General features: G+C 45.5%; 25 protein-coding genes. 22 read left to right on the top strand and 3 right to left on the bottom strand.

What is annotated here, in order from left to right; genetic code table 11:
* The first annotated feature begins 95 nt into the window (after positions 1 to 95).
* From pepT to dppF, 6 genes are all read left to right on the top strand, one after another.
* Entirely contained in the window at positions 96 to 1337 is a 1242-nt protein-coding gene (gene pepT / locus GOL65_RS04185) for a peptidase T (RefSeq protein ID WP_140920855.1), read from the top strand.
* Between the two features lie 521 nt (positions 1338 to 1858).
* Positions 1859 to 3451, top strand: a complete 1593-nt coding sequence (gene dppA / locus GOL65_RS04180; protein WP_140920854.1) for a dipeptide ABC transporter periplasmic-binding protein DppA — start codon at positions 1859 to 1861, stop codon at positions 3449 to 3451.
* A 125-nt stretch (positions 3452 to 3576) separates the two neighbouring features.
* Positions 3577 to 4596 carry a dipeptide ABC transporter permease DppB gene (gene dppB, locus GOL65_RS04175; protein ID WP_140920853.1) on the top strand — a complete coding sequence of 340 codons (1020 nt, stop codon included), beginning with the start codon at positions 3577 to 3579 and terminating at the stop codon, positions 4594 to 4596.
* A gap of 10 nt (positions 4597 to 4606) precedes the next feature.
* On the top strand, positions 4607 to 5497 hold the full coding sequence (dppC, locus tag GOL65_RS04170) for a dipeptide ABC transporter permease DppC (protein ID WP_130591113.1): 891 nt from the start codon (positions 4607 to 4609) through the stop codon (positions 5495 to 5497).
* A 12-nt stretch (positions 5498 to 5509) separates the two neighbouring features.
* On the top strand, positions 5510 to 6490 hold the full coding sequence (dppD, locus tag GOL65_RS04165; RefSeq protein WP_140920852.1) for a dipeptide ABC transporter ATP-binding protein: 981 nt from the start codon (positions 5510 to 5512) through the stop codon (positions 6488 to 6490).
* A complete protein-coding gene (dppF, locus tag GOL65_RS04160; RefSeq protein ID WP_140920851.1) occupies positions 6487 to 7497 on the top strand; it encodes a dipeptide ABC transporter ATP-binding subunit DppF in 1011 nt (336 codons plus the stop codon). Before dppD ends, dppF begins: the two co-directional genes overlap by 4 nt.
* 352 nt (positions 7498 to 7849) lie before the next feature.
* On the opposite strand, the gene GOL65_RS04155 is transcribed toward dppF, so the two are convergent.
* Positions 7850 to 8974, bottom strand: coding sequence for a ribosomal protein uL16 3-hydroxylase (locus tag GOL65_RS04155; RefSeq protein WP_140920850.1), 1125 nt, complete (start codon positions 8972 to 8974; stop codon positions 7850 to 7852).
* A gap of 403 nt (positions 8975 to 9377) precedes the next feature.
* Here GOL65_RS04155 and rnm point away from each other — a divergent pair, with 403 nt between their 5' ends.
* The 14 genes from rnm to GOL65_RS04085 all read left to right on the top strand — a co-directional run bounded on the left by rnm (position 9378) and on the right by GOL65_RS04085 (position 23793).
* A complete protein-coding gene (gene rnm / locus GOL65_RS04150) occupies positions 9378 to 10298 on the top strand; it encodes an RNase RNM (RefSeq protein WP_140920849.1) in 921 nt (306 codons plus the stop codon).
* Positions 10299 to 10623: 325 nt separating this feature from the next.
* The gene (locus GOL65_RS04145; protein WP_140920848.1) at positions 10624 to 11244 is read left to right on the top strand and encodes an L-threonylcarbamoyladenylate synthase; all 621 of its coding nucleotides are present in this window, start codon (positions 10624 to 10626) and stop codon (positions 11242 to 11244) included.
* Between the two features lie 106 nt (positions 11245 to 11350).
* Positions 11351 to 12232 (top strand): 23S rRNA pseudouridine(2605) synthase RluB, encoded by an 882-nt coding sequence (rluB, locus tag GOL65_RS04140; protein WP_140920847.1) that lies wholly within the window; start codon positions 11351 to 11353, stop codon positions 12230 to 12232.
* 430 nt (positions 12233 to 12662) lie between these two features.
* Entirely contained in the window at positions 12663 to 13001 is a 339-nt protein-coding gene (locus tag GOL65_RS04135) for a transcriptional antiterminator (protein ID WP_130591120.1), read from the top strand.
* Positions 13002 to 13021: 20 nt separating this feature from the next.
* Positions 13022 to 13387, top strand: coding sequence for an SFCGS family glycine-rich protein (locus GOL65_RS04130; protein ID WP_130591121.1), 366 nt, complete (start codon positions 13022 to 13024; stop codon positions 13385 to 13387).
* Positions 13387 to 13683, top strand: a complete 297-nt coding sequence (locus GOL65_RS04125; protein ID WP_130591122.1) for a DUF4312 family protein — start codon at positions 13387 to 13389, stop codon at positions 13681 to 13683. The genes GOL65_RS04130 and GOL65_RS04125 overlap by 1 nt, the downstream gene beginning before the upstream one ends.
* Positions 13684 to 13715: 32 nt before the next feature.
* Positions 13716 to 14513 carry a DUF4311 domain-containing protein gene (locus GOL65_RS04120; RefSeq protein ID WP_130591123.1) on the top strand — a complete coding sequence of 266 codons (798 nt, stop codon included), beginning with the start codon at positions 13716 to 13718 and terminating at the stop codon, positions 14511 to 14513.
* Positions 14514 to 14610: 97 nt separating this feature from the next.
* Positions 14611 to 15261 (top strand): DUF4310 family protein, encoded by a 651-nt coding sequence (locus tag GOL65_RS04115; protein ID WP_140920846.1) that lies wholly within the window; start codon positions 14611 to 14613, stop codon positions 15259 to 15261.
* Positions 15262 to 15290: 29 nt separating this feature from the next.
* Positions 15291 to 16430, top strand: coding sequence for an amidohydrolase/deacetylase family metallohydrolase (locus GOL65_RS04110; protein WP_140920845.1), 1140 nt, complete (start codon positions 15291 to 15293; stop codon positions 16428 to 16430).
* The gene (locus GOL65_RS04105) at positions 16414 to 17526 is read left to right on the top strand and encodes a DgaE family pyridoxal phosphate-dependent ammonia lyase (protein WP_140920844.1); all 1113 of its coding nucleotides are present in this window, start codon (positions 16414 to 16416) and stop codon (positions 17524 to 17526) included. Before GOL65_RS04110 ends, GOL65_RS04105 begins: the two co-directional genes overlap by 17 nt.
* Positions 17527 to 17529: 3 nt before the next feature.
* The gene (gene dagF, locus GOL65_RS04100; protein ID WP_140920843.1) at positions 17530 to 18270 is read left to right on the top strand and encodes a 2-dehydro-3-deoxy-phosphogluconate aldolase; all 741 of its coding nucleotides are present in this window, start codon (positions 17530 to 17532) and stop codon (positions 18268 to 18270) included.
* A gap of 335 nt (positions 18271 to 18605) precedes the next feature.
* On the top strand, positions 18606 to 20543 hold the full coding sequence (locus tag GOL65_RS04095; protein WP_140920842.1) for a BglG family transcription antiterminator: 1938 nt from the start codon (positions 18606 to 18608) through the stop codon (positions 20541 to 20543).
* A gap of 637 nt (positions 20544 to 21180) precedes the next feature.
* On the top strand, positions 21181 to 22479 hold the full coding sequence (gene dcuC / locus GOL65_RS04090; RefSeq protein ID WP_140920841.1) for a C4-dicarboxylate transporter DcuC: 1299 nt from the start codon (positions 21181 to 21183) through the stop codon (positions 22477 to 22479).
* A 42-nt stretch (positions 22480 to 22521) separates the two neighbouring features.
* On the top strand, positions 22522 to 23793 hold the full coding sequence (locus GOL65_RS04085) for an amidohydrolase (RefSeq protein WP_140920840.1): 1272 nt from the start codon (positions 22522 to 22524) through the stop codon (positions 23791 to 23793).
* Positions 23794 to 23876: 83 nt separating this feature from the next.
* Here the strand turns inward: GOL65_RS04085 and GOL65_RS04080 are convergent, their stop codons facing one another.
* Positions 23877 to 24638 (bottom strand): YciK family oxidoreductase, encoded by a 762-nt coding sequence (locus GOL65_RS04080; protein ID WP_140920839.1) that lies wholly within the window; start codon positions 24636 to 24638, stop codon positions 23877 to 23879.
* 183 nt (positions 24639 to 24821) lie between these two features.
* Here GOL65_RS04080 and sohB point away from each other — a divergent pair, with 183 nt between their 5' ends.
* A complete protein-coding gene (gene sohB, locus GOL65_RS04075; RefSeq protein ID WP_140920838.1) occupies positions 24822 to 25868 on the top strand; it encodes a protease SohB in 1047 nt (348 codons plus the stop codon).
* A gap of 271 nt (positions 25869 to 26139) precedes the next feature.
* On the top strand, positions 26140 to 26544 hold the full coding sequence (locus GOL65_RS04070; protein WP_140920837.1) for a VOC family protein: 405 nt from the start codon (positions 26140 to 26142) through the stop codon (positions 26542 to 26544).
* A gap of 40 nt (positions 26545 to 26584) precedes the next feature.
* On the opposite strand, the gene GOL65_RS04065 is transcribed toward GOL65_RS04070, so the two are convergent.
* Positions 26585 to 26836 (bottom strand): YciN family protein, encoded by a 252-nt coding sequence (locus GOL65_RS04065; protein WP_140920836.1) that lies wholly within the window; start codon positions 26834 to 26836, stop codon positions 26585 to 26587.
* Between the last annotated feature and the right edge of the window lie 13 nt (positions 26837 to 26849).

The following is a 26849-nucleotide window of genomic DNA, read 5'->3' as shown; positions in this document are numbered from 1 at the left end:
AAATATCATGCAAAAACAGGTCTAAAACTGACTTGACGCAATATATTGAACCAAGGGATACGCATAATGATAAGGATATACTTAAGGGGATAAAAATGGACAGACTACTCGATCGCTTTTTTCACTATGTCTCGTTTGATACTCAGTCAAGGCCTAATGCTCGCCAGATTCCAAGTACGGAAGGCCAAACCGTGTTGGCAAAAAATCTGCAAAAAGAATTGATTGAACTGGGTTTAACGGATGTTGTGTTAGACGAGAGTGGCTGCCTGATGGCAACACTGCCTTCAAATGTTGGCTGGTCAGTTCCCACCATAGGTTTTCTTGCCCATATGGATACTTCGCCAGAAGTTTCAGGCAAAGGTGTCAGGCCGCAAATTGTAGAAAACTATCGCGGTGGCGATATTGCATTGGGTATTGGTGATGAAGTGCTATCACCTGTAATGTTCCCGATATTACATCAACTGTATGGACACACCCTGATCACCACCGATGGCAAAACTTTGCTTGGCTCTGATGATAAAGCGGGTATAGCAGAAATAATTACTGCTATAGCGCGCCTTAAAGGTAGCAATGTCCCCCATGGTGATATTCGAATTGCATTTACCCCAGATGAAGAAGTAGGTAAGGGCATGAAGAATTTTGATGTTGAGCAATTTGGCGCTAAATGGGCCTATACCGTGGATGGCGGCGGAGTAGGTGAGCTGGAATGTGAAAACTTCAATGCTGCTCAGGCAACGGTTAAAATTGTAGGTAATGCGGTACATATTGGTAAAGCAAAAGGGGTGATGGTTAGTGCACTTTCTCTGGCTGCACGTTTTCAACAGGCGCTTCCTGCACTGGAAACACCAGAACATACTGAAGGACATCAGGGTTTCTTCCATTTAAATGCGATGCGCGGTAGCATTGATTACGCTGAAATGAGCTATTTGATTCGTGATTTTGAGCGTGATGGTTTTGAACGTCGCAAACGTATGCTGATTGAGGTTGCACAACAGGTAGGGGAAGGGTTACACCGGGACTGCCATATTGAAGTTAACATTAAAGATGTTTATTACAATATGCGTGATGAAGTAGCACGCCATCCTCATGTGATTGATATTGCTCGTCAGGCGGTGCTGGATAACCAGATTGAACCGGTAATTAACCCTATTCGAGGGGGAACTGATGGCGCGATCCTTTCCTATATGGGAGTTCCTTGTCCAAATATCTTTACCGGTGGATACAATGCTCACAGTAAACATGAGTTTGTTACGGTTGATGGTATGGAGAAGGCTGTCTCCGTTATTATGCGTATTGCAGAATTAACTGCAGATAAAGCTAAAACTCACGCTTTCTGAGTTAAATAAATTAATCAGGTTGCACCATAGGTGACATTGTCACCATTAAGTGCAACCTTTTTTGTTTATTTTGTGAACCAACCGGTTCAGAAAGTGTGATGATATTCAGAGTTTTAAAAGTAATCCTTTCTTCATCGCTTAATTCCTGTTTTTCCCTTCCTGCGAAAATAACATACAACGATTTCTCATCTGGTATTTCGAGTAAAAAAATAACATTAACGATTTAATATGCTGATATTTTGATCTTTTAAAGTATAAAAATACAAAATAGCGGCAACTATTCTGATTTAAATTTTATGACTATACTTCATTTGCGTAAATGTTAATGAAATGTATCTTTTATGCGATTTGTTATTTATCTCCATAAAGGGTTATGCTGACCGTTGACTGTTTTTTGATCGTCGAATCGAAAAACTGTCAATATAAATAATAAATTGCGTTACTAAAATGCAAAGAAACAACCGTTAACCGGCTCGTAAACAAAGCAAGCGAACAACATCCTATTATCGTGGGAGTTAATAATGAAAAAGAAGTTACTTAATCTGAGTATCGGACTGGCTGCGCTGGGTATTGTTGCCGGCGCACAGGCAAATACATTGGTATATTGCTCTGAGGGATCGCCTGAAGGCTTTAGTCCACAACTGTATACCAGTGGTACAACCTTTGATGCCAGTTCAGTACCTATCTACAACCGTTTAGTCGAGTTTAAAATTGGTGGTACAGAAACCATTCCTGGTCTGGCCGAGAAGTGGGATGTGAGCAGCGATGGTAAAACCTACACCTTCCATTTGCGCAAAGGCGTGAAGTTCCACAGTAATAAAGATTTCAAACCAACCCGCGACTTTAATGCGGATGATGTTATCTTCTCCTTTATGCGTCAAAAAGACGAAAACCATCCATACCATAAAGTGTCTGGCGGTAACTATGCCTACTTTGGTGATATGGGCATGAAGGATCTGATTCAAAGTATTGAGAAGGTCGATGATTACACCATTAAGATGGTGTTAACTCGTCCGGAAGCGCCGTTTATTGCCGATATCGCGATGGACTTTGCCTCTATTTTCTCTGCAGAATATGCTGATGCCATGATGAAAGCTGGCAAACCAGAGCAAGTCGATCTGTCACCTATCGGTACTGGCCCATTCCAGTTAATGCAGTATCAGAAAGATGCCCGCATTCTGTATAAAGCATTCGATCAATATTGGGGTACTAAGCCAAAAATCGATCGTTTAGTTTTCTCAATTACCCCTGATGCTTCTGTTCGTTACGCAAAAATTCAGAAAAATGAATGTCAGGTAATGCCATATCCAAACCCTGCGGATCTCGAAAAGATGAAGCAGGATAAAGATATCGTTCTTCAACAGAAAGCGGGCCTGAATATCGGCTATCTTTCTTTCAATATGTTAAAGCCACCGTTAGATAACCTGAAAGTTCGTCAGGCATTAACCATGGCGGTCAATAAAAAATCAATTATTGATGCAGTATTCCAGGGCGCGGGTCAGCCTGCGAAAAACCTGATCCCACCAACAATGTGGTCTTATAACGATGATGTGAAAGACTATGAGTTCGATCCTGCTAAAGCTAAAGCGCTGCTGAAAGAAGCTGGTTTGCCAGATGGTTTCAGTATCGATCTGTGGGCAATGCCGGTACAGCGTCCTTATAACCCGAATGCTCGTCGTATGGCCGAAATGATTCAGTCAGACTGGGCAGCTATCGGTGTGAAAGCCAAGATTGTGACCTATGAGTGGGGCGAGTATCTGAAACGCACCAAGAATGGCGAACATCAGGCAATGCTGATTGGCTGGACTGGTGATAATGGGGATCCGGATAACTTCTTCGCCACCCTGTTTAGCTGTGATGCTGCTAAAGATGGTTCAAACTATTCTCGCTGGTGCTATAAGCCGTTTGAAGATTTGATTCAGGCTGCTCGCGTTGAATCTGACCATAATAAGCGTGTTGAGCTGTACAAACAGGCTCAGGTAGTGATGCACGATCAGGCCCCGGCTCTGATGATTGCACACTCAACCGTGTCTGAACCGGTACGTAAAGAAGTGAAAGGCTATGTGATTGATGGTCGTCGCCATGCTTTTGCTACTGCGTCCGTTGAAAAATAAAAAGTAGTTAACTCTGACCCCGTTTCGGCTATTACTGCTGATTCGGGGTCAGTCGACTAAACCTCGTCTCTCTGTAACAGAGCAATAATCTGTCGTAATTATAATAACTACTGAGATACACAATTATGCTTCAATTCATCCTCCGACGTTTCGGATTAATTATTCCAACCTTCATCGGAATTACCCTATTAAGCTTTGCTTTCATTCATGTCATTCCTGGCGATCCGGTAATGATAATGGCGGGTGAGCGGGGTATATCAGCTGAACGTCATGCACAAATGATGGCTCAACTGGGGCTGGATAAACCGCTGTATGAGCAATACATCAATTATGTGGTCAATTTATTGCATGGTGACTTAGGGGTATCCATCAATACTAAAATCCCTATCTGGGATGAGTTTGTACCTCGTTTTATGGCGACGTTTGAACTGGGCTTCTGTGCGATGTTATTCGCTATCGCCGTCGGTATTCCTGTTGGCGTTCTGGCTGCGGTAAAACGCGGCTCGGTATTTGACCATGTATCTGTCAGTCTGGCATTAACTGGCTACTCCATGCCGATTTTTTGGTGGGGAATGATGCTGATTATGCTGGTCTCGGTGCACTTTAATCTGACGCCGGTTTCCGGACGTATCAGTGACTTTATTTTTCTCGATGACAGTAAACCCTTAACCGGTCTGATGCTGGTAGATACCTTACTGTATGGGGAGCCCGGTGACTTCTGGGATGCGGTTCACCATATTATTCTGCCCGCGCTGGTGCTGGGCACCATTCCTTTGGCGGTGATAGTGCGTATGACTCGCTCGTCAATGTTGGAAGTGCTGGGAGAAGACTACATTCGTACCGCTCGCGCCAAAGGCCTGAGTCGCATTCGGGTGATTGTGATTCATGCACTGCGTAATGCGCTGTTGCCAGTAATAACCATTATTGGACTACAAATAGGCACACTGTTAGTGGGTGCAATTTTAACGGAAACCATCTTCTCCTGGCCGGGGTTGGGCCGTTGGTTAATTGATGGTTTACAGCGCCGGGATTATCCGGTGGTACAAGGTGGCGTATTACTGATCGCCATTATGATAATTCTGGTTAACCTGCTGGTAGATATTCTCTACGGTGTGGTGAATCCACGTATTCGGCATAGAAAATAGGAGGCGCATCATGAGTGAAGTAACCGTATCTGCGCCAAAACCAATGACGCCGTTGCAGGAATTCTGGCACTACTTTCGCCGCAATAAAGGCGCGGTAGTGGGGATGATTTATATCATCATTATGTTAATTATTGCCGTTGGTGCCCAATGGCTAGCACCATATTCACCGGCAGAGCAGTTCCGGGATGCCTTGTTAACACCACCTGCCTGGCAGGACGGCGGCAGCATGCAGCATATTTTAGGCACCGATGACGTGGGCAGAGATATTCTTTCCCGCCTGATGTACGGTACCCGGTTATCATTATTAGTTGGTTGTCTGGTCGTTAGCTTATCGCTGATTCTTGGCGTAATTTTAGGGGTTATTGCCGGTTATCTGGGCGGCATTATCGATATTGCCATTATGCGCGTGGCAGACATTATGTTAGCTCTGCCCAGCTTGCTGCTAGCGTTAGTATTAGTCGCGATTTTCGGCCCTTCGATTGTTAACGCTTCGCTGGCCCTGACCTTTGTATCATTACCGCACTATGTGCGTTTGACGCGCGCTGCAGTGCTGTCAGAGGTAAATCGCGATTACGTTACGGCTTCCCGCGTGGCGGGTGCAGGCCCAATGCGCCAGATGTTTATCAATATTCTGCCAAACTGTCTGGCTCCGCTGATCGTTCAGGCATCGCTGGGCTTTTCTAACGCTATTTTGGACATGGCTGCGTTAGGTTTCCTGGGAATGGGCGCGCAGCCGCCAACGCCTGAGTGGGGAACCATGCTTTCTTCCGTATTACAGTTTGCTCAAAGTGCCTGGTGGGTGGTGACATTCCCGGGACTGGCCATTCTGTTTACCGTACTGGCCTTTAACTTAATGGGGGACGGCCTACGTGATGCGCTCGACCCTAAACTTAAGCAGTAATCGGGGGAAGAAATGGCACTATTAGACATTGAACAACTGTCTGTTCACTTTGGTGATGACAGTACCCCGTTTCGGGCGGTTGATCGCGTAAGTTACAGCGTCGAGAAAGGGGAAGTGGTTGGCATTGTAGGGGAATCCGGCTCAGGTAAGTCGGTCAGTTCACTGGCCATTATGGGGCTGATTGATTTCCCGGGAAAAGTCATGGCTAACGGCCTGCATTTCGACGGCAGAGATCTACGTACTATCTCTGAAAAAGAGCGCCGTCAGATTGTGGGCGATGAAATTGCCATGATTTTTCAGGACCCGATGACCAGCCTCAACCCGTGCTATACCGTGGGTTATCAGATTATGGAAGCGCTGAAAATCCATCAGGGCGGCAATCGAAAAACTCGCCGCCAGCGCGCCATAGATTTGCTGACTCAGGTTGGCATTCCTGCTCCGGAATCCCGTCTGGATAACTATCCTCATCAACTGTCTGGCGGTATGAGCCAGAGGGTGATGATCGCCATAGCTATCGCCTGTCGTCCTCAGCTATTGATTGCCGATGAACCGACAACGGCGCTGGATGTGACTATTCAGGCACAAATTATTGAGCTACTGCTGGAGCTACAGCGCCGCGAGAATATGGCGTTGATTCTGATTACTCACGATTTGGCTCTGGTGGCGGAAGCAGCACAGTACATTATCGTGATGTATGCGGGTCAGGTAATGGAAAGCGGTAAGGCAGAAGAGATTTTCCGTACCCCGCGTCATCCTTATACCCAAGCATTATTGCGTGCGCTGCCTGAGTTTTCCAGTGAGAAAGAGCGCTTAAATTCGTTACCCGGAGTGGTTCCCGGTAAATATGATCGGCCTAAAGGCTGTTTGTTAAGCCCTCGCTGTCCCTATGCCACTGAGCTTTGCCGTCAGCAGGAGCCGGATTTAAAAGGGGAAGCCAGAAGACAGGTGAAATGCCATACGCCGCTTGACGATCAAGGGAGGCCAACACTATGAGTCAGGAATATCCATTATTACAGGCCATTGGTCTGAAAAAGTATTATTCAGTTAAAAACGGGCTGTTCTCTGCTCAGCAACAAGTGAAGTCTCTGGATGGCGTCTCTTTTACGCTGGAACGAGGAAAAACTCTGGCGGTGGTTGGTGAATCCGGATGCGGTAAATCAACCTTAGGCCGTATGTTAACCATGATTGAAGTGCCTACCGAAGGTGAGCTTTATTATCAGGGGCAGGATCTATTGAAACACGATCCGGCGGCGCAAAAGCTGCGTCGTCAGAAAATTCAGATCGTGTTCCAAAACCCTTATGGTTCACTGAATCCTCGCAAGAAGATAGGTGACATACTGGAAGAACCTCTGCAAATTAATACCACATTATCTAAAGCAGAACGGCGTGAAAAAGCGCTGGCGATTATGGCTAAAGTTGGCCTGAGAACCGAGCACTATGAGCGTTATCCGCATATGTTCTCCGGCGGCCAGCGTCAACGTATTGCTATCGCCCGTGGGTTGATGCTTAATCCGGATATCGTGGTGGCAGATGAACCAGTATCAGCATTGGATGTTTCTGTTAGGGCTCAGGTACTGAATCTGATGATGGACTTACAGCAGGAAATGGGGCTTTCTTATGTCTTCATCTCCCACGATTTATCGGTAGTTGAACATATTGCCGATGATGTAATGGTAATGTATTTAGGACGCTGCGTAGAGCAGGGAACTAAAGATCAGATTTTTAATAATCCACGCCATCCTTATACACAGGCGTTACTTTCTGCTACCCCGCGCTTAAATCCGGATGTACGCCGTGAAAGAATCAAACTAACCGGTGAACTACCAAGCCCGTTAAATCCACCGCAGGGTTGTGCATTCAATGCCCGCTGCCAACGTGCCTTTGATACCTGTTTTGAAGTTAAACCAGCATTGAAGAACTATGACGGACAATTAATTGCCTGTTTTGCGGTGGAGCAGGATGAGGAAAATAAATCCTGTAGCCTTAAGAAGGCAGTATAGCGTTTCGAGGTAGACACACATCGGTAAGATGGATATGAAAAGGCCTCACATAATGCGAGGCCTCAGACTGATGGCAACGTCAGTTAGTTCAGTTTGGTTTCTTCATATAGCCAATCGACGGGAGGGACGGGTGTTGGGGTCGACTTGGCGTAAGCCAACGAAGCGCCCCTAACCCGGCCAGGCCCGGAGCACTCCGTAGCTAAGTACAGATTGTTTACCGACCGTTACCAGTGCCGATATAAACACAGTGCTTTTACGGTCGGAAAATTCATTGAGGCCAATTTGTCTGGTTTATCAGTAGACTAAGGTTTCACTCTATGCGAGGCCTTATACTCACCATCAACAGATAGCATCAATAGTCATTAAAATACCAATAACCACTATTTACCAGATGAGCCAGCACCGCAACAAACGCCGGATCTTCCAGTGCATCACCCAGCTCTTTCTGACTGATTAATGGATAACGGCACAGTGCATCGGCAGCTTCAAGGTGTGGCGTATCAATAAGTTCACCGTTAGCGAAGCAAAGATCACCAACACGCAATACGCGCAGACCGCTGAGGCGAATTAAACTCTCACCTTGTACCAATGAGTCATAGATTTCATCAGAACGGTATGCAGGTTCAGCAGGCGCAATATCCAGTTCGTGGCGTGACGTTGTCACGAAGCGACCAAACCATTGGTTGAAATCTTCTGGCTGATTAATCAGATTAATCATCATGCCGCGCAGACGCTCAAGCTCATACTCTTCAACCAGTGCCGGGTGCTCTCTTAACTTCAGATCCGGATCGCTATAGTGCTCACCACCTAAGTCGTGTTCCAGCACATAGTCAGCAAAATTACTGATCAGATCGCGAGAGTTAGGACCACGATAGCCGACAGAGTAGTTCAGTGCAGTTTCATGGGTAAAGCCGTCGTGCGGGAATCCTGGTGGAATATACAGAATATCGCCCGGTGCCAAATCTTCATCAATAATTGGATCAAAAGGTTCAACGTGCAGCAAAGCAGGGTGCGGACAATATTGCTTTAACGGCTTTTTATCCCCCACACGCCAACGGCGACTGCCCATACCCTGAATAATAAATACGTCGTACTGATCGATATGCGGGCCTACGCCGCCGCCAGGCACGGAGAAAGAAATCATCAAATCGTCAAGGCGCCAGTCAGGCAACTTACGGAAAGGACGAACCAGAGCCGCAGAAGGTGCATGCCAGTGGTTAACCGCCTGCACCAATAATGACCAGCCTTTTTCTCCCAGGTGGTCATAACTTTCGAAAGGACCATTACTGGCCTGCCAGTGACCATTTGGCTGACTCACCAAACGGCTGTCAACTTCGCTCTCCATAGCCAATCCTGCTAATTCATCCGGCGAGATTGGATCAATAAAGTTTTTGATAACATTCTTCAATACTACTGGACGCTTCTGCCAGTAGCGGTTTAAGAAGTCATCCCAGTCTAAATCAAGTTGATAATCCATCGTTTCAGTTACCATTCAGCAGGAAATTGGCGTGATTATATCGAAGGTTGCTGAAGAATACCGGACTGGATTCGCAGTTTTTTCTATTTCTGATTTATAACTGATAGTTCAGATAAAAATCAGGCAGAATAAAGAGCAAAAGATAATCAATGAGGTACTCTGACAGGATAGAAGAAAGACAGGATAAACATGGGATAAGAGCCTTGATTTTATAATAAAAATTAACAGCTGAAGTAACACTGCCAGCAATCTGAAATAAATCTTATTATCTGTTAGGGGCTATCAGCATTAAGCGCTATCATATAAAGCAATTAAACGAATATTACCCAGCCAGTGCATTAACATTTGGTTGAAGAGATTCAATACATCACCAGACAGTAAAGCAGGACCATTTTAAATCCCCATGTCTTTAGATAGCCCACAAATACCCTCTGATGCACAAGAGAACGAACAGATATCAGCGTCAACCTCTTTGGAGCTGCCGCGTTTTCCGCTGTACGATCTCCACAGTCATACTAATGCCTCTGACGGTATGTTAACCCCAGCCCAGTTGGTTGAGCGTGCGGTTGAAATGCGAGTCAGCGTGCTGGCCATTACCGATCACGATACCACCAGCGCTTTGACGGCTGCAAAGCTGGCTATTAAAGAAAAAGATTTGGCACTGCGTTTAATTAATGGCGTAGAAATCTCAACGGGTTGGGAAAGCTTTGATATCCATATTGTTGGCTTAAATATCGATCCTGATTCAAAAGCCATGATCGATCTGTTAGCGGCACAAACAATCAGAAGAGCAGAGCGAGCACAAGAGATAGCCCGACGGCTGGAAAAACACCATATTCCCGATGCTCTAAACGGAGCACAGCGTTTTGCCGGTGACGCAGCAATTACCCGGGCGCACTTTGCCCGTTATCTGATTGAATTAGGCAAAGCATCCGATATGGCTCAGGTATTTAAAAATTACCTGGCCCGGGGGAAAACCGGTTATGTACCGCCTCAGTGGTGTACAATAACAGAAGCGGTGGAAGCCATTCATTTTGCCGGTGGACAGGCGGTATTAGCCCATCCCGGCCGTTATGACCTGTCGGCCAAATGGTTACGACGCTTAATCATAGAGTTTAAACAAGCCGGCGGTGACGCAATGGAAGTCTCCCAATGCCAACAGGCCCCGCAGGAACGCGCACAGCTGGCACTGTATGCTCAGGAATATCAGCTACTGGCTTCCCAGGGCTCAGATTTTCACTACCCCTGCGCTTGGGTTGAACTGGGACGACGACTATTCCTACCGGATAAAGTCACCCCGGTATGGCATAACTGGTTTGTGTAGTTGATGTAATACAGGAAACTTAGAATAAGTTAACTCTAATTGATTTTGTTTGTTAACAAAGCTAATCGGAGGGGAGATTTCCGTTGGGGTCGTAGCAGCTTTAGCTGCCGGAGCGCCCCTAGGGAATCTAGGCCCGACGCTCTCCGAACTAAAGTACAGACGGTCTTCCGGCCGAGCACTATGTTTATATAAACAATAAGGCTTTTACGGCCGGAATATCCAAAGAACTAAAATAAAACGATTTCGTAATAAATTATCGATTTAAGCCGTTAGCGCCCGATCCCAACATAAATACCGCTAACCGCCAGGCCCCACAGGAGTCCCCATGAGTCAGTTTTTTTATATCCATCAGGATAACCCCCAACCGCGGCTGATTAGCCAGTCGGTAGAGTTTTTACGCAAAGGCGGAGTGATTGTCTACCCAACAGACTCCGGATACGCACTAGGCTGTATGCTGGAAGATAAACACGCCATGGAGCGTATTTGTCGGATTCGCCAATTAGACAGCAACCATAACTTCACCCTGATGTGTCGCGATCTGTCAGAGCTTTCCACCTATGCGCATGTTGATAACACCGCTTTTCGGTTAATCAAAAATAATACCCCAGGTAATTACACCTTCATCTTAAAAGCGACGAAAGAAGTTCCTCGCCGTCTGATGAATGAAAAACGTAAAACCATTGGTCTGCGGGTACCGTCTAACCCAATAGCGCTGGCATTGCTGGCAGAGCTCAACGAACCTATGATGTCCACTACTCTTATGCTGCCAGGCAATGACTTTGCGGAATCCGATCCGGAAGAGATTCGCGATACATTATCAAAACATGTTGATCTAATTATCAACGGCGGTTATTTGGGCCAGCAACCAACCACGGTAATCGATCTGACCGATGAGTCACCGGTTGTGGTAAGAGAAGGCGCCGGGGATCCAACACCGTTTCGTTGATGGATAGGGCCGCATAAGGTATGATTCAGATCCACTGATAAATTAATCAGCACCACCGATTTATCACTATTATGACGCCTGTGAAGGCGACAAACGAGGTTGCTCAATGAGCGAAAAGTTACAAAAAGTTCTGGCTAACTCTGGCCACGGTTCTCGTCGCGAAATCGAAGCGATGATTCAGGCTGGTCGAATCAGTGTTGATGGCAAAATTGCCACTTTGGGCGATCGTATAGAAGTCAATGCATCAATCAGAGTGCGTATCGATGGTCATGTAGTTGCACTGCGTGAACCGGAAGAAACTGTATGCCGCGTGCTGGCCTACTACAAACCGGAAGGGGAACTTTGTACCCGTAAAGATCCGGAAGGCCGACCAACCGTATTTGATCGTCTGCCTAAAATGCGCGGTTCCCGCTGGGTTGCAGTAGGGCGTCTGGACGTCAATACTTCAGGCCTGCTGCTGTTTACTACCGATGGTGAACTGGCAAACCGTTTAATGCACCCAAGTCGTGAAGTTGAACGAGAGTACGCAGTACGCGTATTCGGTCAGGTTGATGAAGAGAAAATCAAACAGTTAAGAAAAGGCGTACAGCTGGAAGATGGCATGGCCGCATTCCGCACTATCAGCTTCCAGGGTGGTGAGGGAATGAACCAGTGGTATAACGTCACGCTGACAGAAGGACGTAACCGTGAAGTTCGTCGCCTGTGGGAAGCGGTAGATGTTCAGGTTAGTCGCCTGATTCGTATTCGCTACGGTGCATTGGGCTTGCCGAAAGGGCTGCCACGTGGCGGTTGGACCGAACTTGATCTGAACGCGACAAATTACCTGCGTGAAATGGTTGGGTTACCACCAGAAACTCAAAGTAAGTTACCGGTGGAACGTGACCGTCGTCGCACAAAAGCAAATCAAATTCGCCGTGCGGTGAAGAAACATAGCCAAAGACCTGCTGCCAGAAACAGCGGTAGAAGAAGCGCTCAACCGAAGCGTTAATAACCAATATTGATGAGAATAGCGCCTTTAAAGGCGCTATTTTTTTATCTAATAAACTATCAATTTATCATTCTATTTCAATAGATTAATCATAATAAATCAATTCCTCTTTTTATCTATGGATATTGTTACAACGCATTCATATTCCATTGCCACTTATTTCCACTTTACGTTCAATCTTATTGTTCATTTCCACTTTATTTCCACTTTGAACCGGAAAAAGTCAGTCTCCTAACCAATAAATAAAATGTGTAGTGTGCTGACATCGGAAGTAACAATAAACCCGGTCAGTAACAGCAGATTTTTATTTTGTATGATTTACTGAATCTGGAGTGCCGTGCTGAGAGTATCTGCTTTCATAGATGGTTTAGCGGCAAAATTCCGATATTCGTCCATAATTAATGAGTTTGAATATTAGAGATAAAGTTGCATGAGTGAGAGTCATATTCGTTTCAACATGGTGGAAGACAATCTGGAACCCGAAGTCGTTACCAGTGAACTTCTGACGGTGATTGACGGTTGGTTAAAACAGGAAGGGGCTTACACCACAGACGTTCAGCAACAAATGCTGGAGTCACACGTCAAGGCAATGGTCCTGAGGGCTAAAACGGGTGAACCCCTGCCGGAAGTAGATAAATCTCTGTTTGATGAGATTTCTGCTGAATCAATGGCATTGGCCGAGCGTGCGGTAAATGCACTGCCGGGCTTACCTATTGAAGAAGCTTATCTGCTGTCGGTTCATTTTGAAATTGCGCGTTCAAACGCTTAATCCTATTGGAGATAGAACACATGAAACAAATCGTAGTCGTGATTGGCGATCGTTTAGGTAAAGGACAAAAAGTTGCTGCTGGTGTTGAAGCTGCTGGTGGTAAAGCTATCGTGATTCCTGGCGTAGCTGCCGATATGAAACTGGGCGACGTGATGAATGCAGAACAGGGCGACATCGGAATCTCTTTCTGTGGAAGCGGCGGAGCCGGTGCAATTACTGCTCAAAACAAATATGGCTACAAAGTACGTCACGGTATGCGTTCTGTGGAAGAGGGTGAAACCGCTATTGCTGATGGTTGCACCGTACTGGGCTTTGGTTTTATGGATAAAGAAGAGCTGGGTGAGCGTTTAGTTAAAGCATTTAATAAAAAATACGGCAACGCATAATGAAAGAGCATCTGAAAACATCAGTTCGCGTCAGTGGTAAGGGCGACACTAAACAAAAAGCCATCGCTGACGCATTGAACTCCGTACAACGTACGGTTCTGAAAGAGAGCACCAACATCATTTTGCGCATCGAACCTCAAGATGTAGAAATCGTTAACGCCACGGTGAAAGTGAGTAACGAGAAGTTTCTGTTTTTCTTTCTGCCGCGTAAACGTGAATTCTACTCTGTTGTTTTAGATGTTGCTTTAGACGTGACCTTGCTGAATGTTCAAGAGATACATTTCGAGCCGGTTTAACTACCGGCAGAAATGTTTTAGAGGAAAAACAAATGGATGCAAATACCACTGTTTCTGTTTTTGAGATACTGATAAAGTCCCTGATTATCGGTGGTCTCTGCGGTTTCGGCCTGGGTGCCGGTGCTGCTCGTATGTTCCATGCTCCAACGGTTCAAGGAATGGGTGCATTCCGTACCCTGGGTGAACTGAACTCCTGTGAAGGGGATCCGGCTTCTCACTTCTCTTTCGGTTTAGGCTTCTTCTTTAACGCCTGGGCATCTTCTGTTGCTGCCGGTGCGTTTACTCAAGACGTTGACCACCGCATCATCCCTAACTGGGGTGCTGCTGCTCTGATGATCAAAAACCGAAACGTTACCGAAACACTGCATAACCCAAGAAAAATGGCGATTGCCTGTGGGATTATCGGTGCGCTGGTAGTTGCCTTCCTGAATACCACTGCTTCTGCGGTTCCTGCATCTTTGCAAACCACAGCAACTAACGTACTGGTTCCTGCGGCTAACCTGCTGGTTAACACCGTGATGCCAGTTATTTTCTGGCTGGCTGCAATGGATGCGGGTCGTCGTTCTGGTTTCTGGGCAACCCTGTTTGGTGGTTGTGCGCAGTTAATCATGGGTAACGCTATTCCTGGTTTAGTGCTTGGTATCCTGATTGGTAAAGGCGTTGATGACAACGGCTGGAACAAAATTACTCGTACTATGATGATCGCAGTGATTCTGCTGTTTGTCCTGAGTGGTTTCTTCCGTGGCTTCGACGTTAAGTTGCTGCAGTCTTTCGCCCTGGGCGTACCAGACTGGTTACAGCACGTCCATAACGTATTAAGCGGAAAATAATTAAGTCGAATGAGCTCCTCGATGTGTGGATGAGGAATAGGCTCTTTCGGTCATCATATAAATCAACGACAGTAAATGTAATTACCAGGACTTGATGATGAATACAGAATTGAAAAGTGATTTTTGGTACGCAGAGTGGACATTCCCTCTGTTTGTAGGATTGTTGTCTGCCGGTGTATTCGCCGGTACGCATATGTACGTGGTACACGGCTTTGGTGCTTTTAACGAAGTGGCATTCGTTGCCATGTTACGTTCAGGTATTGATACCGGAGTTTATGGAGCAGTAGCGGCGTTTGGTGCCAGCTTCCTGTTTGCGCGGATTATCGAAGGCTCTCTGGTCGGTATTCTGGATATCGGTGGTGCGATTCAGACTGGTTTAGGTTTGGGCGTTCCTGCACTGTTGCTGGCCGGTGGTTTCGACTTCCTGGTCACTAACTTCTACGCTTCGCTGGTTACCGGCATGGTGTTAGGAGTGATGGTGGGTTTACTGATTATTCTGGCGCGTAAATTTACCGTAGGTCAGGGTAACTCTACCTTTGGTGCTGATGTGATGATGGGCGCAGGTAATACCTCCGGCCGTTTCCTTGGTCCTTTGATTATCCTTGCTGCCATGGCTGCATCTATTCCAATCGGTATTGGTTCTCTGATTGGTGCGCTGATCTTCTACGTATGGAAAAAACCAGTTGCTGGTGGTGCGATTCTGGGCGCCATGATATTTGGTTATTTCTTCCCGCTGGTAGCAGCATAAGTCATAGTTTTAATAAGTGAGCAGATATCATGAACGATTTAATCATTAAGCAGGCAAAACTTATTAATGGCGACGTGGTGGACGTAGTCATTAATGAGGGGAAAATCCGTGAAATTGGTGCGTCAGTGGATAATGGACTGACGGCAAAGAAACAGATCGATCTCGACGGAAAATACTATATTAGTGCTGGCTGGATTGATGCTCACACCCACTGTTATCCGGCTTCCCCCATCTATTTTGATGAGCCGGATTTAGCCGGTGCTGCCAGCGGTGTTACCACCATGATTGATGCTGGCAGCGTTGGTGCTGATGATGTCGACCATTTCTATTCTCTGGTGCAAAAGGCGAAGACCAATGTTTATTCGTTCCTGAACATTGCCAGAATCGGCATCATTGCTCAAAACGAACTCTCGGACATGAGCAAAATTGACGACGAAAGCTTACAGAAGGCGATTAAACGCCATCCGGATTTCGTTGTAGGTATTAAAGCCCGAATGAGTAAGAGCGTAGTCGGTGAGAACGGTATTTTGCCGTTGATTCGCGCTAAAGAGATGCAAAAAGAGAGTGGTTTACCTCTGATGGTTCATATCGGTAATAACCCGCCTAACCTGGATGAAATTGCCGATTTACTGACCAAAGGTGACATTATCACCCATTGCTTTAACGGCAAGCCTAACCGCATCCTCGATCAGGATGGCAACCTCAAACCGGCTATTCAACGCGCGTTAGCACGCGGAGTGATCCTTGATGTGGGACACGGTGGTGAGAGTTTCAGTTTCTCTGTTGCTGAGCAGGCAATGAGAATTGGTACCTATCCTGACATTATCAGTTCAGATATCTATCACAAAAACCGTATTAACGGCCCGGTATACAGCCTGGCGGCAGTCATGACCAAATTCTTGTGCATGGGTTTTAGTCTGAAACAGGTTCTTGATTGCGTCACGGTTAAAGCCGCAGATTTACTTCATCTGAAAGGAAAAGGGCATCTGGAAGTTGGCTATGACGGTGATGTAACGATTTTTGATATTAAAGATGAGCGAATCGAACTTTCTGATGCAGAAGGTCAGGTAAGAATCGGCACTCAAAAATTTATTCCTATCGCGGCGATTGTTGCGGGGGAAAGTATTGCAACTAAAGAAGGTGAGTCAGAATATGCAATCAATTTATGAGAAGTATCACTTAAAGAATGTGATTAATGCTTCAGGCAGAATGACCGCATTAGGTGTTTCTACCCCTAAACCCGAAGTGGTTGATGTGGTTTCTTACGGGCTTAACCAATATTTTGAAATTAAAGATCTGGTCAATAAGACCGGTGAATATATTGCCAAACTGCTGGATGTTGAAAACGCAGTGGTAGTGTCCTGTGCTTCTGCGGGTATCGCTCAGTCTGTTGCTGCGGTGATAGTGAAAGATGACAGCGACCTGCTGTTAAATCTGCATAGCTCAGATAAAGTTGTTGCTCGTGAAATTATTGTTCCTAAAGGGCACAACGTAAACTTTGGTGCGCCGGTTGATACCATGATTTCTCTGGGCGGTGGTAAAGTGATTGAGGCTGGTTTTGCCAATGAGTGCAGCGCCGCTCAGGTAGAGGCAAAAATTACCCCGCAAACTGCCGCTATTTTATATATTAAGTCTCACCACACGGTACAGAAAAGTATGCTGACCGTGACTGACGCGGCAGCGGTAGCCAAAAAACATAATTTACCATTAATTGTTGATGCTGCAGCAGAGGAAGAACTTACCGCCTATTACAATATGGGTGCGGATCTGGTGATCTACAGTGGTGCTAAAGCGATTGAAGGGCCAACCAGCGGTCTGGTGATTGGTAAAAAGCAATACGTTGAGTGGGTTAAACAGCAAAGCAGCGGTATTGGCCGTGCGATGAAAGTTGGTAAAGAAGGCATTCTTGGCCTGACGCTGGCAATTGAGCTGTATCTGACGGCGAAAAAAGAGACCGGTCAGGAAATGGTGGAAAAAATGACGCCATTTATTAATGACCTGAATGCAATTCCTGGCATTTTCGCCAGAGTGGTATGGGACGCAGCCGGACGTGATATTGCCAGAACCGAAATCTCTTTTGACGAGAAAGCTATTGGCAAAAATACATTCGAAATAATGAAACTGTTAAAGCAGGGCGATACCGCCATTTATTTCCGCGAATACAAAGCGAATGAAGGCAAAGTTGAGGCTGATGTGCGTAGCGTATCTGCTCCTCAGTTGGATGTTATCTCTTCTTCTATTCGTAAATTGGCTACCGGAGCATAAGTAATGAAATTAAGTCCTAATTATTATAAAGATCGCGTTTGTCTTAACGTTCTGGCGGGTTCCAGAGAAAATGCCCGTGAAGTGTATGCAGCAGCAGAAAAGCATGTAGTGGTTGGCGTACTGTCAAAAAACTATCCTGATTTGGCCAGCGCCATTGAAGATATGACTAAGTATGCCAATGATATCGAAAATGCTGTTTCTGTTGGACTGGGGGCAGGTGACCCTAACCAGTCAGAAATGGTTTCTCAAATATCAAAAGTGATTCAGCCACAGCATGTTAATCAGGTATTTACCGGTGCGCCAGTTAGCCGTGCGCTATTGGGTCAAAATGAAACCGTCGTGAATGCGCTGGTTTCACCAACGGGTAAAGTGGGTTGGGTTAAGATTTCTACTGGTCCATTAAGCTCTACCTTCCCTGATGCGATCGTGCCGGTTGAAACTGCTATTGCCATGTTGAAAGATATGGGTGCAAGCTCGATTAAGTTCTTTAATATGCGCGGCCTGACTTACAAAGATGAGTTTGCTTACGTAGCTAAAGCCTGTGCTGAAAATCACTTCTACCTGGAACCAACGGGTGGAATTGATTTAGAAAACTTTGAAGAGATTATGCAAATTGCACTGGACGCCGGTGTGGAAAAAATTATCCCACACATTTATAGTTCCATTATTGATTCTGAAACTGGCAATACCCGTCCGGAAGATGTGAAAACATTACTGGCGATGGTGAAGAAGCTGGTTGGTTAAGATTGTAATCTTTGTATGATAGAAGCCTTTCTGTACAGAAAAGCTTCAGAGTACTAAAAAGTTACTTTAATCAGCTGTAGAGAATATTCCGGCCGTAAATGCATTGTGCTTATTTAAGGTCCATGCCCGGCCGGGAAAGATTAAAAACCTTCGTACTTAGCTTTTGAGCGCGTCGGGCCTAGCCGGGCTACGGGCACTTCGTTGGCTTACGCCAAGTCGACCCCCACGCCCGTCTCTCCCGACGATTAACTTTTTAGTCTTTGCTACCTTGAAGCTTTTTTATTCAGAAAGGCTAGTTATTGGTTTTATTTTTATTCTAAGCAAAAGGCCTATCCGTGACGTTATTTCCCTATCAGCGACTTGCTTATCTATTTGATGCCATTCAGTCCGAAACGCTGCCACAGGAAGAGCTGGCTAAACGTTTTGACGTATCAACCCGAACCATTCGTACTGATGTTGCGGCCTTGAATGATGTTCTGGCCAGCTATGGCGCAAGTGTGACTTATGAACGGGGATTAGGTTATCGACTGAAAGTGGATGATCCACAGGCTTTTGCTGCATTACCAATGCAGAAATATGAGGTGAAAAGCATCCCTCGCACGGCTAAAGAGCGGGTAGATGCATTGTTATTGAAATTTTTGATGGCCTCTTTGCCGATTAAACTGGATGACATTGCCGAAGAATGGTTCGTTAGTCGGGGAACTCTGCAGCATGATATGACCTCGGTAAGAGAGCAGTTAAGCAAATATCAGTTAACGTTGGATACCGTACCTCGTCAGGGAATCAAACTGGCGGGTGGTGAGTCGGCTATTCGTGCCTGCATTACCGATATTTTGTGGCATCAGTTTTCTATGGAAAACGAACGCTCGCTGAATAATTTTAAACAAGAAATTCTGGCCAATATCGATCTGACCTACATTGAAAAAGTGCTGCAAAACAGCGTTAATCGTTTTGATATTCGCCTGACCAATGAAGGGCGCCAGTATCTGATTATTAACTGTGCTGTCTCTATTTTACGTATTACTCGCGGTCATGAAATTGTGAGCTATGATGCCGAAGGTATTGATGGCGTAATCAGAAGTACTGCCAGTGAAATATCGAAAGGTTTTGTTTATTTTCTGGGAAATGATGTTTCATTTGCCGAAGAGGAGTACCTGAGCGTACAGATCTCTGCCCGACGTATTCCTAATCATGTAGCCTCAGCGGAACCCGAGAGCGAAAGTAACAGTGATGAACTGGTGGATTATATCCTCACCTACATCAATGACTCTTACAATTACGATTTACGTAATGATACCAAGCTAAAAACCGATCTTTCCACTCATCTGGCAGCGATGCTAACCCGAGTGCGCTATCAGATTAATAGCAAAAACCCGCTGCTGTCAGATATTAAACAATATTATCCCTTTGCCTATGACGTTACGTTGAGTGCCATGGCTAATGTTGAGCATAAACTACCTTATCCTATCAACGAAGATGAGCTGGGATATTTGGCGGTACACATTGGCGTTGGTCTGGAACGTAATTACAGCGTGGGATATACCCGCCATCCTCACGCTTTAGTGGTGACGGACTCAGGTAATTCAACCGTTAGGATGATTGAGGCTAAAATCGTACGGGAATTTCCCCAGCTTAAGTTAAGTCGAGTGATCGATTTACAAGAATACGAAGGACTGGCGTCAGTGGATGAAGACTTTGTTATCACCACGGTCAGGCTAACGGAAAAAGATAAACCCATTGTTAAAATAGCCCCATTCCCAACGCCATATCAGTTGGAGCAGGTAGGGCGGTTGGCGATGATAGATCGAACCAAGCCTTATATTCTTGAGCGTTTCTTTGATGAACGGCACTTTATGATCGTTAAAGGCAAAATGACTCAGGAAGCTTTGTTTAAGAAAGTGTGTAAAAAGCTTGAGGTTGACGGATATATTACTAAGGAATTTTATCCTTCATTAGTCGAACGGGAATCTATTGTTTCAACACTGTTGGGTGAGGGCATTGCTTTACCGCATTCATTGGGCCTGCTGGCGAACAAGACGGTGGTCGTCACGATACTGGCACCTAATGGTATTGAGTGGAGCAAAGATAAGAAAGAGACTGCCAATGTAATATTCCTGCTGGCAATCAGCAGGGCAGAGTATGAAGAAGCGATGGCGATCTATGATTTATTTGTTACTTTTGTGCGGGAAAAAGCCACCAAAAGGCTACTAAATAGCAAGAGCTTTAATGATTTTCAGGTAATTGCCAAAGATAGCCTTGGTCGAAGCGTATAGCCTGTCCTGCTTATTATTAAAAGTGTGTGAAAATATTAATGTGGCGATTGGTTAACGGTGTGATTAGTCAATTTTCTCAATTAAGAATGTCAGGCTATCTATTTGTAATTTGAATAATATTAATAATTATTATCGATAAACAATAAACCCTAAAAACATAATGGATATTGCAGGCCTCATTAGTTCCCTGTCAATTTTCACCAAAAATTTAAACCAATAATGCTGTAAAAATGTACACAATTCCATTGCGATAGCTATTTTCGGATAGTAAAAAATCAAATGTTATAGGTATGTTGTAACCATAAAGCAGAACATAATCTACCTGTCTTTATTCTTTTAATATTAAATTACAGATGGTTAATAATAAATGATAACCACGCTTACATTATTCAAAATTAGGTAATCATTTACATCTTTGATACACCTACTCTTTTTAGTTATTCAATTTCTTTTTTTTTGACATCCATCAACGATATCAACGGGTCAGTTGCTATAGTGCAGTAGTGCGGAAATAGAGTTTTGAGATTATAGTTTATTTGTACCAAGTCTTAGGTAATTATAGTTCTGATATATTTGTAATTAGGTGTGGAAGCAATCAAACGATTGCAATTTTAATAAAGCAGATGGTGAGTATAATATGCTACAAATAATTTCCCTGGTGGTTGTCGCAATCACTATTTATTTACTGATAAAACAGTATGAAACGCGGATGGTGCTAATCGGCTCCGGCTTGGTAATGTGTCTGTTAGCACTGACACCAATGGCGGGTTTGGACGCATTCAGTGAACGTATGACCTCAGGTAGTCTGATTCAGGCAATCTGTGCGAGTATGGGCTTTGCTTACGTGATGAAGTACACCGAGTGTGATACCCATCTGGTACGCACTTTAACCGGTATGATGAGTCGTATGGGTTTCTTCCTGATCCCTATGACGGTGGTTGTAACCTACTTTATCAACATTGCTATTCCTTCAGCAGCCGGGTGTGCGGCAGCGGTAGGGGCAACGTTAATTCCATTACTGATTGGTGCCCGTATTCACCCGGCCATTGCTGGTGCTGCGGTACTGAGTGGTACCATCGGTTCTTTCTTAAGCCCGGGTATGTCGCATAATGCCTTTGTATCTAACCTGTATAACGAAGTTATGGTTGGTACTGAAGGTTTCACCAAGATGGAAGTTATCGATCTGATTAAACACCACGCACCAATCAGCATTGCTGTGGGTATTATTGGTGCCGTTTCTCTGTCAATTGTGGCGCTGGTTCGTAAAGAGTTCCGCATTGAATTAGCTGAAGGCGCAGAACAAGGTGCTGAAGTTAAAGAGAAGCCAAAAGCTAACTACCTGTATGCTACCGCTCCATTTGTTCCATTAATTCTGCTGTTGATTGCGGGTTTAACCGATTGGTTTGGCGCGGTCAAAATGACGGTTCCATCAGCGATGGTTATCGGTGCTATCTATGCACTGGTTATTACTCGTTGCAGCCCAACTGCAATGACCAAACAATTCTTCAGCGGTATGGGAAATGCCTACGGTGACGTTCTGGGTATCATCATTGCGGCAGCCGTGTTTGCTGCAGGTCTGAAAGTATCTGGCTTAATCGACAGCTTTATTTTCTTCCTGACTCATCATCCTGAGCTGGCTCGTTGGGGCGGTACTATTGGTCCATTCCTTATGGGTATCATCACTGGTTCTGGTGATGCTGCGGCATTAGCCTTCAACGAAACCGTTACCCGTCATGCAGCCGATCTGGGATATACCATTCCTGACCTGGGTATGGCAGCGGCTATTGCTGGTGCATTAGGCCGTACTATGTCACCAATCGCTGGTGTAACCATCGTTTGTGCTGGTTTAGCAGCAGCAAACCCAGTTGAGCTAATCAAACGTACTGCTCCTGGTATGCTGATCGCTGTATGTTTCGTAGCTCTGTTTATGTTGTAAACCGTTATGCAGTAATTATCAGATAATAAGGAAGGAAGAGTAATGTCGACTATTGATTTAAACCAATTAGTAACATGGCGTCGTGAACTTCACCGTTTTCCTGAAATCGGTTGGTCCGAATTTACTACTACGGCACGTTTAATCACTGAATTACGTAAGATGGGGCTGGAAGTTATTGCTGGTCCAAAAGTGATTAATCGTGAATTTGTTCGTGGTCGTAAAGCTGACGTAGTAACACGTGGGCTGGAACTGGCCAGGGAAAGAGGTGTTGACGAAGCACTGTTAGCTGAGATGGATGAATTAACCGGCTGTATGGCAACATTTGACAGCGGTAAACCTGGTCCGACAGTTGCTCTGCGTTTTGATATTGACTGCGTTAACGTGCAGGAATGTGCTGCTGGTGAGCACGTTCCTAATAAAGAGGGCTTTTCATCGAAAAGCGCTGGTCTGATGCACGCATGTGGTCATGATGGTCACATGTCCATCGGTTTAGGAATTGCTAAATGGTTAGTTGAAAACGGTAGTTCACTGAGTGGTAAAGTGAAGCTGTTGTTCCAACCGGCTGAAGAGGGCGTTCGTGGTGCAAGACCAATGGCAGAAAGCGGTATCGTTGACGATGCTGATTACTTCTTAGGTATGCACCTCGGTTTTATTGCCAAAACTGGTGAGATCGTAGTTAATCCAAACAGTTTCCTTTGCACCACCAAGTATGATTTCCGCTTCTACGGTGCACCAGCTCACGCCGGTGCTGAGCCTCATTTAGGTCGCAATGCGCTGGCAGGTGCCTGTCACGCAGCAACTCAAATGTTAGGTATTTCCCGTCATGGTAAAGGTATGTCCCGCATTAACGTGGGCGTTATCCGTGCCGGTGAAGGCCGTAACGTGGTACCAGCCTATGGTGAGCTTCAGGTTGAAGTTCGCGGTGAAGATGAATCCATTAACACCTACATGGCTGAGCAGGTAGAGCGTATGGCTGCCGGTGCGGCTCATAGCTTTGACTTACGTTTAGAAAGCGAAGTTATGGGTGAAGCGGTTGATCTGCAAAACGATAAAGAGCTGGTCGATCTGTTAACCAGCGTTGTGAAGCAAAATCCTGAGCTGACCGTAGTGCCAGAGCGAATCTTTGGCGGCAGTGAAGATGCAACCGTACTGGCTAAACGCGTTCAGCGTCACGGTGGTAAATCACTGTACTTTATTGTGGGTGCGGATCTGAAAGCGGGTCACCATCAGGCAGAGTTTGACTTTGATGAGAAGCAGTTGGAAACCGCTGCAAATCTGTTCATTGGCTGTCTGCAAAAACTGATGACTAAATAAACATCATATTGATGTGATTAAAAAGCCGCCTGTTCTTAATGAAGAAAAGGCGGCTTTTTTGCATTTAAAGCAAGTGAGCTAAACTATTTTGCTGCACCGGGAACCCGGTTCGGCTGAGCATCAAAACTAACGCCAGATTCATTGCTGCTGTCATCTCCCATCACATACAGGTAGGTTGGCATAATATCAGCAGGGGTTTTCAGCAGGCCGGGATCTTCTTGTGGAAAGGCAGAGGCTCTCATACTGGTACGGGTTCCGCCCGGGTTAATGCAGTTAACTCGCAGTGATGTCCCCTGATATTCGTCCGCCAGAACCTGCATCAGGCCTTCGGTGGCGAATTTGGATACAGAGTAAGCCCCCCATCCACGACGACCTTTACGGCCTACGCCAGAGCTACTAAAGACCAGTGACGCTTTAGGCGATTTAAGCAGCAGCGGTAATAGCGCCTGTGTGAGCATAAAACCGGCATTGACGTTTACCTGCATAACCTGTTGCCAGATTTCCGGGTCCTGTGTGCTGATTGGGGCGATCTCTCCCAGCAGGCCAGCGCTGTGTAATAGCCCGTCCAGACGTTCAATCTTGTTAGTGATGTCTTCTGCCAGTGCCTGATAGTCGCTGGTTTTTGCCGTTAGTAAATCAAAAGGAAAAATCAGCACAGGATGATTACCCTGACTGGCAATTTCTTGCTGTACTTGTTTCAGTTTGATTTCACTACGACCAAGTAATAGTAATTGAGCGCCATAACGGGCATAAGTTAGAGCAGCCTCTTTGCCAATACCGTCACTGGCTCCGGTTATCATGATAATTTTGTTATTGAGTAAATTGGACGGTGGTTGGTAGTGCATAGTCTCTCCTTACGGTATATTTGTCGGCATCACGAACTAAGTGACAAGGTATAGCGAATATAGAATTGTAGCGTTTAAACAAACTTTTGCATGAGTAGCAAAAGTAAATAGCTATACTTGATGGGTTATTGTTCATCATGTTAGTTCATTGCAAGTTTGGTTCAACTATATAGGAATATGTCTGTGGAGTGGATTTCTCAGTACGGTCTTTTTTTGGCAAAAATTGTAACTTTTGTCGTGGTGGTTGCTGCGGCTGCATTGCTGGTTGTGAGCGTAACCCAACGTAAGTCCGGGCGTCGTGGGGAGTTGACCCTGGTTGATTTAGGCGAGCAGTACCGCAATATGCAAGAAGATATGCAGTTTGCCCGTTTACAACCGGCAGAGCAGAAGTTGTGGCATAAGGAACAAAAGAAGAAGGATAAGGCTGAAGCTAAAAAAGCGAAGCTGGCAGTTAAAAATGGTGAAAAGGAAACCCTGAAACCATGCCTTTATGTGTTGTCGTTTAAAGGTAGCATTGATGCTCATGAAGTTGAGTCTTTAAGAGAGGAAGTGTCCGCGATTCTGGCAGTGGCTAAACCGGGTGATGAAGTCTTGCTGAAGCTGGAAAGTCCGGGAGGAATGGTGCACGGATATGGTCTGGCTGCATCGCAGTTGGATCGTTTACGTAAAGCCGGTATTCGTTTGACAGCGTCGGTGGATAAGGTTGCGGCCAGCGGTGGCTATATGATGGCCTGTGTGGCTGACTACATTGTTGCTGCACCTTTTGCGGTTATTGGTTCTATCGGCGTGGTTGCCCAGTTGCCAAACTTCCATCGTTTATTGAAGAAAAATGATATTGATGTGGAATTACATACTGCCGGAGAATTTAAACGTACTCTGACTTTGTTTGGTGAGAATACCGATCAGGGGCGTGAGAAGTTCCGTGAAGAATTGAATGAAACCCATCAGTTGTTTAAAGATTTTGTGCGTGAACAACGCCCATCGCTGGATATTGATCAGGTTGCCACAGGAGAGCACTGGTTTGGTATTCAGGCAAAAGAGAAGGGTTTGATCGATGATATTGGCACCAGTGATGATTTAGTGATCGCTCAAATGAAAGATCGCGATGTGATTGGTGTTACCTACGCACAGCGTAAAAAGCTGATAGATCGTTTGACGGGCAGTGTGGCTGAGGGCGCCGATCGCTTGTTGTTAAGGTGGTGGCAGCGGGGGCAGAAGCCGTTAGTGTAGTTTTATTTTAATTGATTCTTGTGGATATTCCGGCCGTAATAGCATTGTACTCATATCACGATAGTAATCGGCCGGAAGACCTTATGTACTTAGCTTTGGAGTGCGTCGGGCCTAGCCGGGCTAGGGGTGCTTCGTTGGCTTACGCCAAGTCGACCCCAACGCCCGTCTCTCCCGACGGTTAGCTTTAGTTAAGAAAAAAGCGAGATAAGCAACCGCCACAACCGTTATAAACCAACTACACTGAACAGACTGGATTCGTGGAGGTGGTGTTATGACTCAGCAGATTTTTATCAATTTAGCCGTTCAGGATTTACCTCGTTCCGTTCAATTTTTTACTCAGTTAGGGTTTAGTTTTAATCCTCAATTTACTGATGAGAATGCGACCTGCATGATTGTCAGTGATTCTATTTATGTAATGTTGCTGACGCAGGCGCGTTTTAGTGATTTTGCTCCCAAAGCTATTTGTAATAGTCATGAAGCTAACGAAGTGTTGATTTGTCTTTCTTGTGAAAGTCGTGAAGCGGTGGATAGCTTAGTGGAGAAGGCGATTAATGCAGGTGGAAACACCTATAACCAGCCTCAGGATCATGGGTTTATGTATGGACACGGTTTTACCGATCCCGACGGGCACGTATGGGAATTAGCCTATATGGATATGTCGCAACTGCCGGGTTAACCAGCAACCCATTTGCTGAGTTGCTGGTAACAGAATCAGATTAATCTTGCAGATGATATTTGCCGGATAGCACATGGGCCAGGTGTTTAAACATATTAAACACTGCTGTGGTTTTGGGGGTAGGTAGTCCATCTTCATCCAGGAAAAACTCTCCCCGAAAAACCAGAACATCGCCTTTTTGTTCTACGCCGGTGGCTTCCATACCGTGAAGGAAATCCTCATGGTTGCGAATGATTTCATTCGCTTCTATCAGTAATGCCTGACGGGAAATAGGTGATGTTTGATTAAGCATGAATACCTCCATT

The sequence above is a fragment of the Limnobaculum xujianqingii genome (assembly GCF_013394855.1).
GTDB classification, from domain to species: Bacteria; Pseudomonadota; Gammaproteobacteria; order Enterobacterales; family Enterobacteriaceae; genus Limnobaculum; species Limnobaculum xujianqingii.
The sequence above is the reverse complement of the archived record's forward strand: the minus strand, read 5'-3'. Positions and strand labels throughout refer to the sequence as shown.

Bases quoted from the DNA above. Each gene is read 5' to 3' on its own strand.
- GOL65_RS04085 (WP_140920840.1), top strand. From the start codon at position 22,522: ATGTCGACTATTGATTTAAACCAATTAGTAACATGGCGTCGTGAACTT.
- GOL65_RS04110 (WP_140920845.1), top strand. From the start codon at position 15,291: ATGAACGATTTAATCATTAAGCAGGCAAAACTTATTAATGGCGACGTG.
- GOL65_RS04105 (WP_140920844.1), top strand. From the start codon at position 16,414: ATGCAATCAATTTATGAGAAGTATCACTTAAAGAATGTGATTAATGCT.
- GOL65_RS04145 (WP_140920848.1), top strand. From the start codon at position 10,624: ATGAGTCAGTTTTTTTATATCCATCAGGATAACCCCCAACCGCGGCTG.
- dcuC (WP_140920841.1), top strand. From the start codon at position 21,181: ATGCTACAAATAATTTCCCTGGTGGTTGTCGCAATCACTATTTATTTA.
- GOL65_RS04120 (WP_130591123.1), top strand. From the start codon at position 13,716: ATGGATGCAAATACCACTGTTTCTGTTTTTGAGATACTGATAAAGTCC.
- GOL65_RS04080 (WP_140920839.1), bottom strand. From the start codon at position 24,638: ATGCACTACCAACCACCGTCCAATTTACTCAATAACAAAATTATCATG.
- pepT (WP_140920855.1), top strand. From the start codon at position 96: ATGGACAGACTACTCGATCGCTTTTTTCACTATGTCTCGTTTGATACT.
- dppD (WP_140920852.1), top strand. From the start codon at position 5,510: ATGGCACTATTAGACATTGAACAACTGTCTGTTCACTTTGGTGATGAC.
- GOL65_RS04070 (WP_140920837.1), top strand. From the start codon at position 26,140: ATGACTCAGCAGATTTTTATCAATTTAGCCGTTCAGGATTTACCTCGT.
- dppA (WP_140920854.1), top strand. From the start codon at position 1,859: ATGAAAAAGAAGTTACTTAATCTGAGTATCGGACTGGCTGCGCTGGGT.
- dppC (WP_130591113.1), top strand. From the start codon at position 4,607: ATGAGTGAAGTAACCGTATCTGCGCCAAAACCAATGACGCCGTTGCAG.
- GOL65_RS04125 (WP_130591122.1), top strand. From the start codon at position 13,387: ATGAAAGAGCATCTGAAAACATCAGTTCGCGTCAGTGGTAAGGGCGAC.
- GOL65_RS04155 (WP_140920850.1), bottom strand. From the start codon at position 8,974: ATGGATTATCAACTTGATTTAGACTGGGATGACTTCTTAAACCGCTAC.
- dppB (WP_140920853.1), top strand. From the start codon at position 3,577: ATGCTTCAATTCATCCTCCGACGTTTCGGATTAATTATTCCAACCTTC.
- GOL65_RS04065 (WP_140920836.1), bottom strand. From the start codon at position 26,836: ATGCTTAATCAAACATCACCTATTTCCCGTCAGGCATTACTGATAGAA.
- GOL65_RS04115 (WP_140920846.1), top strand. From the start codon at position 14,611: ATGAATACAGAATTGAAAAGTGATTTTTGGTACGCAGAGTGGACATTC.
- GOL65_RS04130 (WP_130591121.1), top strand. From the start codon at position 13,022: ATGAAACAAATCGTAGTCGTGATTGGCGATCGTTTAGGTAAAGGACAA.
- GOL65_RS04135 (WP_130591120.1), top strand. From the start codon at position 12,663: ATGAGTGAGAGTCATATTCGTTTCAACATGGTGGAAGACAATCTGGAA.
- rluB (WP_140920847.1), top strand. From the start codon at position 11,351: ATGAGCGAAAAGTTACAAAAAGTTCTGGCTAACTCTGGCCACGGTTCT.
- dagF (WP_140920843.1), top strand. From the start codon at position 17,530: ATGAAATTAAGTCCTAATTATTATAAAGATCGCGTTTGTCTTAACGTT.
- dppF (WP_140920851.1), top strand. From the start codon at position 6,487: ATGAGTCAGGAATATCCATTATTACAGGCCATTGGTCTGAAAAAGTAT.
- rnm (WP_140920849.1), top strand. From the start codon at position 9,378: ATGTCTTTAGATAGCCCACAAATACCCTCTGATGCACAAGAGAACGAA.